The organism is Apilactobacillus kunkeei DSM 12361 = ATCC 700308, assembly GCF_001281265.1.
GTDB classification, from domain to species: Bacteria; Bacillota; Bacilli; order Lactobacillales; family Lactobacillaceae; genus Apilactobacillus; species Apilactobacillus kunkeei.
On record NZ_JXDB01000009.1, the window covers coordinates 91,416 to 106,404 of the forward strand.

A 14,989-nucleotide genomic window follows, 5' to 3' on the forward strand; every position below is an offset into this window, starting at 1 on the left:
TAATTATACGGACTTATATTGAAAATGCAAAGATTTTTAACGAAAAACAAAAAAGAGAAAACAAATTAATGCTTTCTCTTTTGGTTATATTATCGGGAAGACAGGATTCGAACCTGCGACCCCCTGGTCCCAAACCAGGTGCTCTACCAAGCTGAGCTACTTCCCGAAAATAAAAAAATGCACCCAGTAGGAGTCGAACCTACAACCTTCTGATTCGTAGTCAGACACTCTATCCAGTTGCGCTATGGGTGCATAATAGTATTAAATTATTTGAAATGCCGAGGACCGGGATCGAACCGGTACGGTTATCACTAACCGCAGGATTTTAAGTCCTGTGCGTCTGCCAATTCCGCCACCCCGGCAGAACTATGCAAAAGCGGAAGACGGGATTCGAACCCGCGACCCCCACCATGGCAAGGTGATGTTCTACCACTGAACTACTTCCGCATAATGCCGACTAGATGATTCGAACACCCGACCTCTTCATTACTAGTGAAGCGCTCTAGCCAACTGAGCTAAGTCGGCAGCAATTATGCAAATTGCAAATGCGGGCGAAGGGATTCGAACCCCCACTTCCATAAGGAAACTAGAACCTAAATCTAGCGCGTCTGCCAGTTCCGCCACGCCCGCATGATTATATTAAAATGTATATGGCATAGAGCCAATGAGCCGTGGCAGGTTCGAACTGCCGACCCTCTGATTAAAAGTCAGATGCTCTACCGGCTGAGCTAACGGCTCATATGGAGGATACAGGGCTCGAACCTGTGACCTCCTGCTTGTAAGGCAGATGCTCTCCCAACTGAGCTAATCCTCCATGAGGTCTTTCGAGTTATCTCTTAACAAGACAACTATTTAATAATATCATTTCTAGCAATCAATGTCAACAAGAAATTTTACTTAATGTTGATATGACTTACTTCTGAGCCGTTCTCTTTAACTCAACAAAAAATATTATATCTAAATTTATTCTGTCTGTCTACCCCTTTTTTCAAAAAAATAAAAAAGCGACAATCTTTCGATTATCGCTTTAGTTATAACTATTCAATTAGTCTTCTTTTTCGATCTTAGTCTTACCACCCATGTATGGTTGTAGTACTTCTGGAATGTTAATTGATCCATCTTCATTTTGGAAGTTTTCTAAGATAGCAGCTACAGTTCTACCAACAGCTAAACCAGAACCATTTAGCGTGTGAACGTATTGTAGCTTACCATTTTCATCCCTGTATTGGATATGTGCACGACGCGCTTGAAAATCAGTTGTGTTTGAACAACTTGAGATTTCACGGTAACGACCTTGAGCTGGCATCCATACTTCAATGTCATGGGTCATTGCAGCAGTGAAACTCATGTCACTAGTAGTTAGTGTAATTACGTGGTAAGGAATACCTAACATCTTCAATAGGTCTTCGGCATGGGCAGTGATGCTTTCTAGTGCATCCCATGATTGTTCAGGTTTAGTGAATTGAACCATTTCTACCTTATTGAATTGGTGTAAACGGATTAGACCTCTAGTATCTCTTCCGGCACTACCAGCTTCTGATCTAAATGCTGGTGATAATGCTGTGAACTTAACTGGTAGTTTGTCTGCATCCATTACTTCATCTCTGTAGTAGTTAACCAATGGTACTTCGGCAGTAGGAATCATTGTTAAATCACTGTCAGCGATTTCGAAACCAGCCTTTGTTTCCTTAAACTTAGGAAATTGACCAGTACCAAACATTGATGCTGAATTTACCATGTATGGTGGTAATACTTCTTTGTAACCGGCCTTAGCATTTTGGTCTAAGTAGAAGTTGTAGATGGCACGTTCTAGTTGTGCACCTGCACCCATGTAGTAAACAAAACGGCTACCGGCAACCTTAGCACTTGCTTCAAAGTCTAAGATACCTAATTTTTCACCTAGGTCCCAGTGGTGTTTTGGTTCGAAGTCAAACTTACGAGGTTCACCGTATTTTCTTAGTTCAACGGCGCCTTCTTCAGTCAAACTAACTGGAACATCATCAGCTGGAATATTTGGTAAGTGTGCAGCTAGGTCTTGTTGATCTTGTTCAACCTTTTCAAGTTGTTCATCTAATTCCTTAACTTCCTTACCTACTTGTTGCATTTCAGCGATTGCGTCAGAAGCGTCTTCCTTATTACGCTTTGCTTCCGCAATTTTCTTTGATACATCGTTTTTCTTAGCTTTTAATCCTTCACTTTTTACGATTAGTTCACGACGCTTTCCATCGTAACCTAATAGTTCATCGATTGTTTCAGCTTTGATATTTCTAGTAGCTAACTTTTCTTTTACCCAGTCAGCGTTTTGACGAATCATTTTCATATCTAACATAGTAAATACCTCCAATTTTGCAAATAAAAAAGAAGACCTCCATCCATTGGGACGAAGGTCTTCTTTTCGCGGTACCACCCAAGTTCTTAGCATGTGCTAAACACTCGTTTGGAGATAACGGTCACCTGCCGTGTAGCATTACCTACCCGCTTTTGCGTATGCCGGAATTTCGACTTGCAATTCACACCGACCATTGCATCTCTTTACTGTCTACTTAAAAACATACCTTGCGTTTATTTGTTGACTCAATAATATTATAAAAAAATGTGATTGGCAACTATTTTAAGTTCAATTCAGCAATTTTTTCGTCAATTTGTTTTAGAACTGCTGCTAAGTCTTCATCGTTTTCGATAAAGTCAAACTTGTCACCGTCAATTTGCATCTTAGAAGATAAGTCGTAGTTGTCATACCAGTCGTTATAACGACTATTTAAGTCTTGGTAATAGTTGTATAGTTCTGGATCTTTATCAACTTGTTCATAACTTCTACCACGTTTTTTAATTCGTTTTAACATGGTATCGAATGAAATGTTGATGTGGATTAATAAGTCAGGATTTTTTTGGTTCAATGAACCAGGAATTTCTTCCATCATATTTTCCAACAATGAATCGTAGATATCAGCTTCAGTTGAAGTAGCACGTTTCATATCAGCATTCAATCTAAATAGTAATGAATCTTCGTAGATAGAACGGTCCATAACGCTTAACTTTTCGTTGTGGGCCTTTTCAATATTGTTTAGACGAGTATTTAAGAAGTAGATTTGCAATAAAAATGCATACTTCTTAGGATCCTTATAAAACAAAGGAAGAATTTCGTTATCGTCCACTGATTCGTAATATCCTGTTGAATCAAGATGAGCAGATAGGATCTTAGTTAAAGAGGTTTTTCCGGCTCCAATGGTTCCAGCAAGTACTATCATAATAATCTCCTTAATTTCGTTTTCTAATATACTATTTTAATACATTCAAGTCGTTTTGAATATGAAGAAATTGATGGCAAACAAAAAAGATGCCGTTAAAACAGCATCTTCATTATATTATTTTTCTTCATCTCTTAAATCAGAAGGAGATACATCAACCTTGTCTAGCGGAATTAGATGAGTCTTGTACTTAATCTTGTAACCAATGTATAGGATTAATACAAGTGGTACTGAGATGTAAGTAATTCCGATTTGTTCCCAATCCCAGTTAGCAAATGAGGTTACGTTTTGACCACAGATAACCAGGATACATAGAATTAAAGTAATGATTGGTCCAATTGGGAACCAAGTAGCATGATACTTCAATTCGTCTAGTGAATGACCTTGCTTGATGAAGGCTCTTCTGAAACGGTAATGTGATAGTGCAATTCCGACCCAGGCGATAAAACCAGTAAGACCAGAAGCAGCAACTAACCATAGGTAAATTTGTGGACCTTCAATACTTGTAATGAAAGTAAGTAAGGCAATCACAGTAGTTACAGCTAAAGCACCAACAGGAATACCGCGACGATTAGTCTTACCCATAGCCTTAGGAGCGAATCCTTGGTGAGCCATTGAGTAAAGCATTCTAGTTGAAGCATACATTCCTGAGTTAGCTGATGAAATAACTGAAGTTAAGATAACAGCGTTCATAACAGAAGCAGCGGCAGCTAAACCGGCACGCTTAAATACGATTGTAAATGGACTAATTGCAACATCGGTGGCACTTGATCCCAATAGATCAGGACTAGTATAAGGGATAATTGCACCAATTATGAAGATTGCTAGGATGTAGAATAAGATAATTCTCCAGAAAACATCCTTGATGGCACGTGGAACGGCTTCTCTTGGGTTATCTGATTCACCAGCAGTAATACCAACCAATTCAGTTCCTTGGAATGAGAAACCAGCGACAACGAATACCGCTAAAATCATTGGAATACCACCAACAAATGGGGCTTGTTTATATGTGAAGTTAGATAGACCAATGTAGTGGCCACCCATAATACCAAAAATAGTCAAAACACCAACAGCTAAGAAGATAAAGATTGTAATAACCTTAATCAATGACATCCAGAATTCTGTTTCACCGAATGACTTAACTGATAATGCGTTCACACAAAGGATTAGTGCTAAGGTAATCGCACTGAAAATCCAACCTGGCATGTGTGGTAACCAGAACTTCATTACTAATGCTGCAGTTGAGATATCAACGGCAACGGTAATGGCCCAGTTGAACCAGTAGTTCCAACCCATCGCAAATCCAAGAGCTGGGTCGACGTACTTACCTGCGTAAGCCGCGAATGAACCAGAGACAGGTGTGTTGGTTGCCATTTCACCTAAACTGGTCATTAAAAAGTAAACCATCAGTCCCATTAATAAATAAGCAACTAATGCTCCACCAGGTCCAGCTTGACTAATAACTGAACCAGAGGCAACGAATAGACCGGTACCGATTGAACCACCTAAGGCAATCATAGAAACGTGTCTAGTCTTTAAGCCTCTCTTTACATGATTATTTGAGTTTTCACTCATGATGTATTTCACCCTCTATAAGTATTTCTAAGAGGTGCCGATAATAACTAAAAAAGTCCCTTCCTGTAAACACAAGAAGAGACCATAATAATTTCTTTTAATTATTGATCACAAAGCACTCCGTGGAATGAACCACGACAGTCTCTAGCCTCTTAAGCTAGAACCCAACGAACTCGTCTCATAAAGGAAACGGTCGTTTCGGCAGGCATCCCCTTTCACCTTCAATCATAGTCGCTTTATCGACTCATGATGATTACTCTTGTCAGCTGCGCCTCTTCTTAGATTTCTATAATATTATATATTAATGTGGACTTGATTACAATACTATTTTACTTTCATTTCAAAAACGAGATTGTCATCGTATTCATCCACCTGTGAAAAACCTAAACTGTGCAAAACCTTTTGTGAAGGTAAATTGCGAGCTTCAACCGTTGCTTCAACTACCTTTACAGGTGCCTTTAGATGATTTAAAACTTCGCCCAATGCATATGTCATGTATCCACGCTGTTGATAACTTGTGTTAATAAAGTAACCTAATTCGATATTTTCGTAATCTGGTTCAAAGTTATCCCCAATTTCCGGAAAAATATTGATAATTCCAATTAGTTTTCCACCGTTGATAAGTCGAATTGCATATGTTTTATTGGTATCATTTTCAGATTCAAATAACATGTGGGCCTTTCTTTCATCGTTAACTGGCTCAAAACCGGTCTTTTTTGCTAGTTTTTCGTCTCGCATCATTTCATAATAGTCGGAAAAGTCATCTGTGCGTAACTCAGTGACTGCCACTTCTTTTTTTGGTGAATTGTTCTTTTCATCCACAATCATTATCTCCTTGCGTTAAAATGTATGTAAAACATATTTGAGAGGTGCTTACATGAGAATCATAAGAGAATCGATTCGTCAAAACTCAAACGCTTTTCTTCAAGGATATCTTAAATCTGCAGATGTGCAAACTAATCAATACAAATATCCTGCCGTAATCGTCGTTCCCGGTGGATCTTACACCCACATTTCACTCCACCAAGCGGAAAGTTTCGCACTTAATTTTAGTGCCAACGGTTACCAAAGTTTCTATCTAAGATACACATTCGAACAAGAAGCAATGCCACTAATGCCAAATCCACTAGAGGAATTGGCCAACAGCATTAAATACATTCGAGAACATGCCAATGAATTCAATGTCGATGAAAACCGCATCGTAATTGCCGGCTTCTCCATTGGAGGTCATATTTGTAGTCTCTATAATGACTTTTACCACACCGATTGGATGCAAAAACTAGCCGGTGTGGATAACGCAGATATTTTAAAACCAAACGCGGTTATCTTAAGCTACCCTGTGACTAACTTAACTTGTGGTTTCCCCAAGGATAAGGAAAGTATCCTAAATTGGGTATCAGATGACCAACAAGTAAAAGCTGACGAACACGTTTCATCTAAAAACATGCCAACATTTATCTGGCACACCGCCGACGATCCATTCGTTCCTGTGGAAAACGCGCTTAAGTATTCCATCAAGTTAAATGAATACAATGTAGATAACGAACTCCACATCTTCCACCATGGTCCTCACGGAATGGGACTCGCTAATAACATTACATCCTGGAATGAAGACTCCAATAACGCCCGTGTCGCCAAGTGGTTTGACCTTGCTATTACCTGGTTAGACGAGATTTGGGCAAAATAAAAGAACTGATGACATTCATCAGTTCTTTTTTATTATAGATATGAATGTAAAACTGGACGCCAGTGTTGTTTTAATCTTGGCGCATATCTTACATATAACATTTCAGATACTTGTACCCAAGTGTAGCCGATTACTACGGCACCAACAGTGTCTGTTGGGAAGTGGGCATTTAGATAAATTCTAGATACCATTACCAATAGGACAAATAGGAATGTTAGTACATATAGTAATCTTCTGATTAAGTTACTTTGGATATGTGGAAGAATAACAATCCATACAACCGCAATGACGATAAAGATACCTAATACGTGTCCACTTGGGAAACTAAATCCAGTATCAGATGCGCTGTGGAACACTGGACGATCACGTCTAACAATGTTTTTAACGATGAATCCAATTACGTCAGCACCAGCTAAAGTAAAGATTCCCCATAAAGCTTGAAGCTTAAACTTGAATCCCCACATAAAGAATGCCAAAACGAAAATCCAGATGATATCCATCTTGGGACTAGCTAAAGTGGTAACCATGTGCATGATTGTGTCCTTGAATCCGCCAGTAGTTTTTTGGATTTGACCGATAAAAATTGAGTCAAGAAATCTTAGGTAGCCTGAGTCAATCATTACCGATGCAGTAATAAATAATGATAAAACTAACCCAACGAAAAGCCTAATACCGCGGGTGTAATCCTTATCGATGATCATAATGCATCGATCCTCCTAATCACTTTTTAATGTCATTATACCACAGCTAACGCTATTCTTAAGGGTATTTTCTAATTTTGGAACTTTGAATAAGTGCAATGAAACTAATAATTGTTATAATATTAAGTAATTTATAATTTTAGGAGGAGCTACAAATGATTGAAACAGTCATTCTAATGATTGTCATCGGTGTCTTAGCGGGTATCGGTGGCGCTGTCCTAGGATTGGGTGGTGGAATTATCGTCACCCCTGTCCTAACACTCTTCTTCCATTTAGATATTAAATATGCCATCGGGGCCAGTATCGTTGTGGTCATCGCCACTAGTTCTGGTTCTACTATCGCTTATCTAAAAGATGAAGTATTAAACCTACGTGTTGCAATGTTTTTAGAAATTGCCACTACTATTGGTGCACTATCTGGGGCCTTACTTACAGGAATTCTAGAGCCTAAATACCTTTACATACTATTTGGACTATTACTACTATTCTCCGCATTTAACATGGTCAAGAAATTATTGAACAAAAACAAGTCCAATCTAAGCACCAAAGATGATAAATTAGCTGAAAAACTTCGTCTTAACTCAAGTTACTACGATAAGGCTGAAAAGAAACAAATCGACTACAAGGTGGAAAACATCCCCGGCGGTCTATCCGTAATGTTTGGTGCTGGCCTTGCTTCCGGTCTACTAGGAATTGGTTCAGGTGCCTTCAAGGTAATCGCTATGGATACCTTCATGAAGATGCCTTTAAAACCATCAAGTGCAACTAGTAACCTAATGATGGGAGTTACTGCAGCAGCTTCTGCAACTGTTTACTTCTTCAACGGTTCAATCTTGCCACAAGTTGCCGTGCCATTAGCACTAGGAATTCTAGTCGGCGCGACAATCGGTTCTCGTATCATGCAAGTGCTTCCTGCTAGATGGATTCGTATTATCTTCGTCCCTATCATGTTCTACATCGCATGTAGCATGTTATACAAAGGATTCTAGGAGGTTAGATCATGAATACACAACAACCAGCAACTAAAGAAGAAATGAATCGTATCGAATTAGTAATCGGAAAGATTTTACGTGTCGGTGTTGTCATCTCAGCTACAATCATGATTATTGGATTATTACTACTCCTAATCACTGGTAAGTCTGGATATGCTCACGACGCCTTTCCTACAACTTTTAAAGCCATCTTTAGTGGCATTGCGACATTAAAACCATACGCGATTATGATGCTTGGAATCTTCTGTCTAATCCTTACTCCCGTATTACGAGTAATCGTATCAATCTATTCCTTCTACAAGGAAAAGGATATGCTATACGTCTGGATTACCACATTCGTTCTAATCATTTTAATCATCAGTTTTTTCTTCGGATAAAACGCAAAATAAAAAGCAACGAGATTATCTCGTTGCTTTTTTTGTTATGAAATATTTTTTCAATCTTAAGTATAGTTGATTTAAAAATTCCGCAAACAAAAAACCAGATGCGATTCCACCAGCAATGAAGATGACTTGGATCAAGTTGGACTTGGCCAGCGCATAGTTACCAATTGCTAGGCACTTCATAACTTGGTAAGCTTGACCCCCAGGAACTAATGGCACCAACGCAGGAATATTGAAGATAATGACCGGCATCTTCTTGTAGCGCGATGCAAAGATACTCAATATCCCAACAGTGAAGGTTCCTAAAATATCTGCGGCTAAGTATCCGCCCATGTGAATGTTAACGATATGAAAGACTAACCAGCCAATCAAACTAACGATTCCGGCCATGTTCAATGCTTTTCTGGGTAGATTAATTAATAAACCAAATCCGATGGTGGCGAAATAAACGCACACACTATAAATAATTACGGTTACCAATATAAATCACCCCAAAATCTTAATTGCCATTGCCACACCAAAGCCTAGTGCACAGGCGCTCATAATCGCTTCAATTCCTCTTGATGGACCCGATACCAAGTTACCGGATAACGTATCTCTTACCGCATTGGTAATTGGTACTCCCGGAACTAGTGGCATCAAGCCCCCGATGATTAAATCATCGGCACTCTTGGCAATACCGGCTCGAATAATCAGAATCGACATAAAGCCGATACAAATAGCCGCAATAAATTCATTTAAGAAACGAATGTCCGTGTAGTGATCGGTCAAACAATAGATGCACCAACCCATCATCCCAACGAATCCGGCCGCCCAGAAATCGGTGTAATTACTTCTAAATACCACTTCCAGAGTGGAACTAACCATAAATGCACCAATCATTTGAAGCCAGAATGGGAATGGTCTAACATCCTTGTCCATTTTCTTTAAGCGGCGATAGAATTCACCAAGTGAGATTTTCTTATCAGCGAACTGACGAGAGTAATCATTAACCGTTGATACCTTCTCCAAATCAAACGTTCTTTTATCAATTGCTGTGACCTGTGAACCCATGTCAGGAGTTGCCGACATGATAATCCCGGTCAAAGTAACGTACGCCCTGGCCTCGGTGGCCCCGGCATTTCTTGAAATTCGATCAATGGTATCGGTAACTCTGACCATTTCAGATCCATTTTCAATCATAATCTTTCCAGCAAGTAGACAGGTCTCAACGACTAACTTACTTCTTTGTCTTTCGTTCAACCATCTCACCTCCGTGTCATCTAATGTTTTTCTAATTATAACATTGATTATGATGATAATAAAAAAGACTGAATTTTTCAATTCAGTCTTTTAATTAATCAGCATTTCTTATAAATACGTAGTGAGAAGCCTTGTAGCTAATATCACTTTCTTGATTATCAGTTAGATTTTGGACTGTTACAGGTCCTTCGAACGGTGAATGCTTAATTACCTTAAGCTTGTCGCCAATATCTAATTGAATGTCGCCTAAGTAAGTTAGTAGGTCATGATTATCGATGAAACGATCAACTACTACTGTTTCGCCGTCATCGGCATCGTTTAATAGGCGATGGCTATCTTCTTTATAGTGTCCTGACATGTTTGGAATAACTCCTCCATGTGGACAGTGAGATGGGTTCCCCAATTTTTTGTACATTGCTTCTAGCAATCTACCACTGGTAGAATGTTCCAACACTTCAGCTTCTTTATCAACATCTGGAAGTGGATATCCTAGTTCGTTTACTAAAAAACTTTCCCAAATACGGTGTTTTCTAACTAGGACTTCAGCTAACTTGATTCCGTCGTCAGTTAAGGACACTCCAGAGTATGGTTCGTGTTCAACTAATCCTTCATCTAATAGCTTGTTAACCATTTCAGTAACTGATCCTGGTGCAATGTCCAAACTAATGGCAATCCTCTTGTTGGATACCTTTTCTTTGGTTCCACCTAGCTCAAAAATAATTTTTAAATAGTCCTCTTTTTTTGGGGTCATTTTTATATCCATGTCTCCTAAATTCAAATCTACTAAAGAGTATCTTACAACTTTATATATTATTTTACCATTTTTATTTCTATTTTTCGGGGAAAATTATATAATTAGGGCGAGATATTAAATATTAATATCTACGATACGAAAGTGAGGCGTTTTTATGGGAGAAAAGTTATTCCATTTCGATGAGCTTAGCGAACAAGCCAAAGTTACTAGTATCAAGTCATTCAGCGGATTTTATGTTCGCTGTTACAGAAGCCAAAACATGGAGATTTTAAGTCAGGTTCCTGACCAATCGATGTTATGGCAAATCAATCAGGAGGTCTACCGCAACAAGTTCGAATCAGTAGAACATGCTGCCAAGGACACCATCATTTATTGTAGTCATAGCTATGCCAAGTTATTGGGAGAATTGGATATGCAATACTTCGCCAATGGTAGTAGCGAAATCACTTGGGATGAGTGGTATGACAAACAATTTGTTGCTGCTCCTCACGGGGTATAATTTAAAAGGACGTTTTTCAAAACAAAAAAGACTCTTTTCGTTTTGAAAAGCGCCTTTTTTATTTTATCCATTAATCAATATCGTTTCTGGAATCGAGATATAAATCCTCTTTCTTCCCGCGTTCCACTTCGGCTTGAAGTGTGACGTGTTCGATGCCGTACTTATCATGTAAAAGTTTGGCAACAGGATCATAAATCTTTTCAGCCTCAGAAATTAGCATGTCTCGCATGTTAATGTGGGCTGAGAATACGATACTGTTTTCATCTACCGACCAGATGTGGACGTGGTGAACTCCGGTAATTCCTTCAATGTTCATCATGTCCTTTTGAATTGCATAGCAATCCACCATTGGCGAGCCCTGCATCAAAATCTTAACGGTCTTTTTGATGATTGGGTATGCTTCAGCTGAAATGTATAGTGCCACAATGATTGTGATGATTGGATCCACTAGCACCCAATCGAATAACTTAATTAAAATCCCACCTAGGATAACACCAAGTGAAGCTAAAGTATCACTCAATAGATGTAGGTATGTAGCTCGAATGTTTAGGTTATGCTTTGAACCACGACTTAGTAGTAGTGTGGATACCAAATTAGCAACTGTCGAAACCACAGCAACAATTAGCATTAAGTTCCCGTTAATCTGTTCTGGTTTGAATAGTTTTTGCACCCCTTCAACGATTAGGACAACGGAGATAATCACTAGAAATAGTGAATTTAGAAACGCTGAGATAATCTGAGCTCGCTTGTAACCAAAGGTATTCAATTGATTTTGGGGTCTTTGACTAATTCGGTGTGCATAATAACTACCTACTACTGATGCAGAATCCGCGAAATTATGAAAAGCATCTGATAATAGTGACAAACTTCCTGAAAAAACTCCCCCTAAAAACTCAATTAAAGTAATTAATGAGTTTAAGATTGTCACCGTGAAGAAACGACGTTGCGACATGGCGTTAACATCGTTATGTTCATGTTCGTGCATGATGCCACCTCCTCTGTTCAATTTCATTATACCTTTTGTCAGAATACAAAAAAAGCTGATTTAAAAAAATCAGCTTAGGCAATTAACATTGGTTGTTTAATTACTCTTTCGTATGCGTAGTTCATTACGACGTTTGATGGGTCTGTTGCAGAGATTGGAACTACTCTGCCAGTTTCTACAAAACCAGCTTTCTTGATGACATGTTGCATGCCCAAGTTAAGTGGGTTTGTGTCAATACGAACACTTTGAACGTTGTCCATTTTTTCCACTGCATTGAAGATTCCTTCAAATAACTTTTGAGCTAATCCTCTACCGTGGTGTCTGTTGGAAACTGCAACGCGGTGAATTGATAGGTAAGGGCCGTCAGTCAACCATTGACCATCAAGATTTTCGTAACTAGTGTCTAGTCCGTCAATCACGGCAGCTGTGCCTAAGATTTCACCATCTTCTTCAAGTACAACAGTCCATCCGTTTACGATGTCATTCATTAATGATTCTGCATTTGGGTAGCCTGTTTGCCATTGGTTCACACCCTGTTTGGCAAGCAATTCCTTCCCTTCGAAAATAATTTGTTCAATTGCGTTAAAATCTTCGATTTGTGCTCTTCTCATTAACATGATCTAAGCCCCCCTTTTTGTGTTTGATTTAAATATTTAGCATCTTAGCGACTAGAAAATATTACCACCATTTTTCCAAAAAGCAAAGACTTTTTTACAAAAAAATGGACTTTTATGAAAACTCTCATAAAGCCCATCATGACGCACGTTTGGAACATGTTAAAAATCAGTAATTTTAGTCCTCAATCATTCGCCAATTTCCTTCAGCTGCTTTGGAAATTTGGTTTAAGAAATGAAGAACTGAGGCTGCTCTTTTTTCATCATGTTCGTTTAAAATATTAAGTCCCTTTCCAGAAACCATTGGTTCTCCTAATGAGAAGTTACCATCTTGTAGACTACCTTCTGAGAAAGCAACGACTGTTTCACCACTTTCGATTTCCGTGATGATGAAGAACATTGAGAAGTCATCGTCTTCCTTCATGTATGCTGGCATTGCCCAGATGTTGTCGGCAATTTCTTGCATTTCTTGATCCATGAATTTGTAGTACTTGTGGTTGTCTTGTGTAACTGGTGTTTCAAGTACAAACATCATCTTATTGAAAACGTCTGCACCTAATTGAATGTTATCTTCCATTATTGATTCTCCTGTTGTTTTAGTTTTTCTTTTAATTTAGTGTTTTCATCACGCAACTTAGCTAACTCACTTCTGACTTCACCTAAGATTTGTAGTTGTAATTTTTCAACTTCCAAATCATGAGGTAATTGATTTTGGGTTAAGTGGTCTAGCTTAGCGTGAATAATTCTTAGTTCATGTTCAGACTTTAAGTTAACATGAAAATCATTTTCTGAGTGCAAACGGTCACGTTCAGCGGCACGGTTTTGACTCATCATGATGATGGGTGCTTGAATTGCTGAGAAACAACTCAAGAATAGATTTAATAGAATGTACGGATAAGGATCAAAGTGGACACCGAATAGTGCCAAACCATTAATGACCATCCAAATAATCAAGATGACGATAAAGATGAAGATAAAGGTCCAACTACCACCGAATCTAGCGACGGCATCGGAAATCTTTTGTCCAAATGTTAGGCTTTGTTGCAGTGCTTCGTTGACGTCTCTGATTTCATAGTTATCGCTTTGTAGTGCCTTGGTTAACTTACGGTTAATCTTTTGACTTTGTTTCAAGTCAGCATTGATTAATGAGTCCACCCTGGACATTCGATACTTCAATAGATGGTGAGAACAGATAAAACTGGTGACCTTAGCTCCTGGATAATCGGCCTTGACCGCATTAGAAATCGGTTGGGCCAAGTCTCCTAAGTAGAAACCTTCATCAGAATATAGTTGTGCATCATCGACAATGCAATGTACTAATTTGGCTTTTTCAGTCATTATAATCCTCCTTCACCACAGACTTCATATCCGCTGGTAATTCAACTTCAAAAGTGCGAACTTGATTTGCTAGCTCATCATTAAACTGTATGTAGTAAGCATGAAGCGCTTGGCGCTCAATTCCTCTATCAAGTGGGCCTTGATATAATTCATCCCCCAATAGTGGATGACCTAGTGATGTCATGTGAACTCTGATTTGATGGGTCCTACCAGTGTGGAGTTTCAAACGCACTAGTGTGGCATCATCAAACTCGCTAACATTCCAGTATTCGGTCTTGGCTTTTTGACCATCTTCGGTGACCTCTCTTCTGAAATTGTCACCGACACGGCCGATTGGTTTATCAATCATCCCATGATCATTTAGACCGATACCGTCCACAACAGCGTAGTACATCTTATCAATCTTGTGTTGCGCGACCTGTTGATTAGCTAGACTATTGGCTAAACGGTTCTTGGCGACCAAGACAATGCCAGATGTGAAACGATCCAATCGCGTAATTAGATGGGGCCTCAAATCAGTACTACCCTGTTTTTTCAAATAGCCTTTAATGCGGTTGACCAACGTATCGACACGGTTAGATGGTCCTGGCACACTGGTTAAGCCAGCTGGTTTGTTCACCACCAACCAATTATCATCTTCATAGATGACATCGATGGGCTCATCACTGAATGCAACCTCATCGTCACTTGTTTCCGGTGGAAAGATTACCGTCACTTCGTCGCCCACAGCAAGCTTATAATCCAAACCAACTACGTTACCATTCACTAGAATTGTCCCAGTTGATTTAACATCATTATACATCCGATGCGAGACGCCATGGGCACCTAAAAACTTCTTGATACCAGCATTTTGTTCATCTTGATTTTGCCATGTGAATTGCACAATAATTTCCTCCGAGTTGTATTAATTACCATGTATGTTATATTAACATACTAGAAAAGCAAACTCATATTATTAATGGAAAGAAGAT

The 14,989-nt window shown here is 39.0% G+C and carries 17 protein-coding genes, 8 tRNA genes and 1 riboswitch; of the genes, 4 read left to right on the top strand and 21 right to left on the bottom strand.

The window, feature by feature from the left end; translation table 11 throughout:
• Positions 1 to 92 precede the first annotated feature (92 nt).
• From RZ79_RS05155 to RZ79_RS05210, 12 genes are all read right to left on the bottom strand, one after another.
• A tRNA-Pro gene (locus RZ79_RS05155) sits at positions 93 to 166 on the bottom strand.
• Between the two features lie 12 nt (positions 167 to 178).
• A tRNA-Arg gene (locus tag RZ79_RS05160) sits at positions 179 to 252 on the bottom strand.
• Between the two features lie 24 nt (positions 253 to 276).
• A tRNA-Leu gene (locus RZ79_RS05165) sits at positions 277 to 362 on the bottom strand.
• 13 nt (positions 363 to 375) lie between these two features.
• A tRNA-Gly gene (locus tag RZ79_RS05170) sits at positions 376 to 447 on the bottom strand.
• Between the two features lie 4 nt (positions 448 to 451).
• Positions 452 to 525 (bottom strand) — tRNA-Thr (locus RZ79_RS05175).
• Between the two features lie 21 nt (positions 526 to 546).
• Positions 547 to 630: transfer RNA gene (locus RZ79_RS05180), tRNA-Leu, on the bottom strand.
• 35 nt (positions 631 to 665) lie between these two features.
• Positions 666 to 738: transfer RNA gene (locus RZ79_RS05185), tRNA-Lys, on the bottom strand.
• A 3-nt stretch (positions 739 to 741) separates the two neighbouring features.
• Positions 742 to 814: transfer RNA gene (locus tag RZ79_RS05190), tRNA-Val, on the bottom strand.
• A gap of 231 nt (positions 815 to 1,045) precedes the next feature.
• Entirely contained in the window at positions 1,046 to 2,329 is a 1,284-nt protein-coding gene (serS, locus tag RZ79_RS05195) for a serine--tRNA ligase (protein ID WP_054450342.1), read from the bottom strand.
• Positions 2,330 to 2,606: 277 nt separating this feature from the next.
• A complete protein-coding gene (locus RZ79_RS05200; protein ID WP_054450344.1) occupies positions 2,607 to 3,248 on the bottom strand; it encodes a deoxynucleoside kinase in 642 nt (213 codons plus the stop codon).
• A gap of 117 nt (positions 3,249 to 3,365) precedes the next feature.
• The gene (locus tag RZ79_RS05205) at positions 3,366 to 4,823 is read right to left on the bottom strand and encodes an amino acid permease (RefSeq protein ID WP_054450346.1); all 1,458 of its coding nucleotides are present in this window, start codon (positions 4,821 to 4,823) and stop codon (positions 3,366 to 3,368) included.
• 105 nt (positions 4,824 to 4,928) lie between these two features.
• Positions 4,929 to 5,108, bottom strand: a riboswitch (Lysine riboswitch).
• A gap of 39 nt (positions 5,109 to 5,147) precedes the next feature.
• On the bottom strand, positions 5,148 to 5,645 hold the full coding sequence (locus RZ79_RS05210; RefSeq protein ID WP_054450352.1) for a GNAT family N-acetyltransferase: 498 nt from the start codon (positions 5,643 to 5,645) through the stop codon (positions 5,148 to 5,150).
• Positions 5,646 to 5,700: 55 nt separating this feature from the next.
• Between RZ79_RS05210 and RZ79_RS05215 the strand changes: the two genes are divergently transcribed.
• The gene (locus RZ79_RS05215) at positions 5,701 to 6,510 is read left to right on the top strand and encodes a lp_1002 family arylesterase (RefSeq protein WP_054450354.1); all 810 of its coding nucleotides are present in this window, start codon (positions 5,701 to 5,703) and stop codon (positions 6,508 to 6,510) included.
• Positions 6,511 to 6,542: 32 nt separating this feature from the next.
• Here RZ79_RS05215 and RZ79_RS05220 read toward each other — a convergent pair whose 3' ends face one another.
• On the bottom strand, positions 6,543 to 7,211 hold the full coding sequence (locus tag RZ79_RS05220) for a phosphatase PAP2 family protein (protein ID WP_054450359.1): 669 nt from the start codon (positions 7,209 to 7,211) through the stop codon (positions 6,543 to 6,545).
• Between the two features lie 155 nt (positions 7,212 to 7,366).
• Here RZ79_RS05220 and RZ79_RS05225 point away from each other — a divergent pair, with 155 nt between their 5' ends.
• Both RZ79_RS05225 and RZ79_RS05230 read left to right on the top strand, forming a co-directional pair.
• A complete protein-coding gene (locus RZ79_RS05225) occupies positions 7,367 to 8,200 on the top strand; it encodes a sulfite exporter TauE/SafE family protein (RefSeq protein ID WP_053795701.1) in 834 nt (277 codons plus the stop codon).
• Between the two features lie 11 nt (positions 8,201 to 8,211).
• On the top strand, positions 8,212 to 8,580 hold the full coding sequence (locus tag RZ79_RS05230; protein WP_054450361.1) for a DUF1634 domain-containing protein: 369 nt from the start codon (positions 8,212 to 8,214) through the stop codon (positions 8,578 to 8,580).
• A 24-nt stretch (positions 8,581 to 8,604) separates the two neighbouring features.
• Here the strand turns inward: RZ79_RS05230 and RZ79_RS05235 are convergent, their stop codons facing one another.
• The 3 genes from RZ79_RS05235 to RZ79_RS05245 form a co-directional block, all read right to left on the bottom strand.
• Positions 8,605 to 9,066 carry a threonine/serine exporter family protein gene (locus RZ79_RS05235; RefSeq protein WP_225428487.1) on the bottom strand — a complete coding sequence of 154 codons (462 nt, stop codon included), beginning with the start codon at positions 9,064 to 9,066 and terminating at the stop codon, positions 8,605 to 8,607.
• Between the two features lie 6 nt (positions 9,067 to 9,072).
• Positions 9,073 to 9,837, bottom strand: a complete 765-nt coding sequence (locus RZ79_RS05240; protein WP_167540462.1) for a threonine/serine exporter family protein — start codon at positions 9,835 to 9,837, stop codon at positions 9,073 to 9,075.
• An 85-nt stretch (positions 9,838 to 9,922) separates the two neighbouring features.
• Positions 9,923 to 10,579, bottom strand: coding sequence for a metal-dependent transcriptional regulator (locus RZ79_RS05245; RefSeq protein WP_034531476.1), 657 nt, complete (start codon positions 10,577 to 10,579; stop codon positions 9,923 to 9,925).
• A gap of 157 nt (positions 10,580 to 10,736) precedes the next feature.
• On the opposite strand from RZ79_RS05245, the gene RZ79_RS05250 reads away from it, so the two are divergent.
• Positions 10,737 to 11,081 carry a hypothetical protein gene (locus RZ79_RS05250; protein WP_054450365.1) on the top strand — a complete coding sequence of 115 codons (345 nt, stop codon included), beginning with the start codon at positions 10,737 to 10,739 and terminating at the stop codon, positions 11,079 to 11,081.
• Between the two features lie 70 nt (positions 11,082 to 11,151).
• On the opposite strand, the gene RZ79_RS05255 is transcribed toward RZ79_RS05250, so the two are convergent.
• From RZ79_RS05255 to RZ79_RS05275, 5 genes are all read right to left on the bottom strand, one after another.
• Complete coding sequence (locus RZ79_RS05255) at positions 11,152 to 12,066, bottom strand: cation diffusion facilitator family transporter (RefSeq protein WP_053795706.1); 915 nt, start codon at positions 12,064 to 12,066, stop codon at positions 11,152 to 11,154.
• Between the two features lie 74 nt (positions 12,067 to 12,140).
• Entirely contained in the window at positions 12,141 to 12,683 is a 543-nt protein-coding gene (locus tag RZ79_RS05260; protein WP_034531473.1) for a GNAT family N-acetyltransferase, read from the bottom strand.
• Positions 12,684 to 12,858: 175 nt separating this feature from the next.
• Positions 12,859 to 13,257: a hypothetical protein gene (locus RZ79_RS05265; RefSeq protein ID WP_034535177.1), complete on the bottom strand. Its 399-nt coding sequence runs from the start codon at positions 13,255 to 13,257 to the stop codon at positions 12,859 to 12,861.
• A complete protein-coding gene (locus tag RZ79_RS05270; RefSeq protein ID WP_053791948.1) occupies positions 13,257 to 14,018 on the bottom strand; it encodes a DUF1003 domain-containing protein in 762 nt (253 codons plus the stop codon). The genes RZ79_RS05265 and RZ79_RS05270 overlap by 1 nt, the downstream gene beginning before the upstream one ends.
• A complete protein-coding gene (locus RZ79_RS05275) occupies positions 14,011 to 14,901 on the bottom strand; it encodes an RluA family pseudouridine synthase (protein WP_054450366.1) in 891 nt (296 codons plus the stop codon). Before RZ79_RS05275 ends, RZ79_RS05270 begins: the two co-directional genes overlap by 8 nt.
• Positions 14,902 to 14,989 lie beyond the last annotated feature (88 nt).

What these genes read in the sequence shown, in the direction of transcription:
- RZ79_RS05260 (WP_034531473.1), bottom strand. Translation starts at nt 12,683, where the DNA reads ATGTTAATGAGAAGAGCACAAATCGAAGATTTTAACGCAATTGAACAA.
- RZ79_RS05220 (WP_054450359.1), bottom strand. Translation starts at nt 7,211, where the DNA reads ATGATCATCGATAAGGATTACACCCGCGGTATTAGGCTTTTCGTTGGG.
- RZ79_RS05255 (WP_053795706.1), bottom strand. Translation starts at nt 12,066, where the DNA reads ATGCACGAACATGAACATAACGATGTTAACGCCATGTCGCAACGTCGT.
- RZ79_RS05205 (WP_054450346.1), bottom strand. Translation starts at nt 4,823, where the DNA reads ATGAGTGAAAACTCAAATAATCATGTAAAGAGAGGCTTAAAGACTAGA.
- RZ79_RS05265 (WP_034535177.1), bottom strand. Translation starts at nt 13,257, where the DNA reads ATGGAAGATAACATTCAATTAGGTGCAGACGTTTTCAATAAGATGATG.
- RZ79_RS05245 (WP_034531476.1), bottom strand. Translation starts at nt 10,579, where the DNA reads ATGACCCCAAAAAAAGAGGACTATTTAAAAATTATTTTTGAGCTAGGT.
- RZ79_RS05215 (WP_054450354.1), top strand. Translation starts at nt 5,701, where the DNA reads ATGAGAATCATAAGAGAATCGATTCGTCAAAACTCAAACGCTTTTCTT.
- serS (WP_054450342.1), bottom strand. Translation starts at nt 2,329, where the DNA reads ATGTTAGATATGAAAATGATTCGTCAAAACGCTGACTGGGTAAAAGAA.
- RZ79_RS05225 (WP_053795701.1), top strand. Translation starts at nt 7,367, where the DNA reads ATGATTGAAACAGTCATTCTAATGATTGTCATCGGTGTCTTAGCGGGT.
- RZ79_RS05270 (WP_053791948.1), bottom strand. Translation starts at nt 14,018, where the DNA reads ATGACTGAAAAAGCCAAATTAGTACATTGCATTGTCGATGATGCACAA.
- RZ79_RS05250 (WP_054450365.1), top strand. Translation starts at nt 10,737, where the DNA reads ATGGGAGAAAAGTTATTCCATTTCGATGAGCTTAGCGAACAAGCCAAA.
- RZ79_RS05200 (WP_054450344.1), bottom strand. Translation starts at nt 3,248, where the DNA reads ATGATAGTACTTGCTGGAACCATTGGAGCCGGAAAAACCTCTTTAACT.
- RZ79_RS05230 (WP_054450361.1), top strand. Translation starts at nt 8,212, where the DNA reads ATGAATACACAACAACCAGCAACTAAAGAAGAAATGAATCGTATCGAA.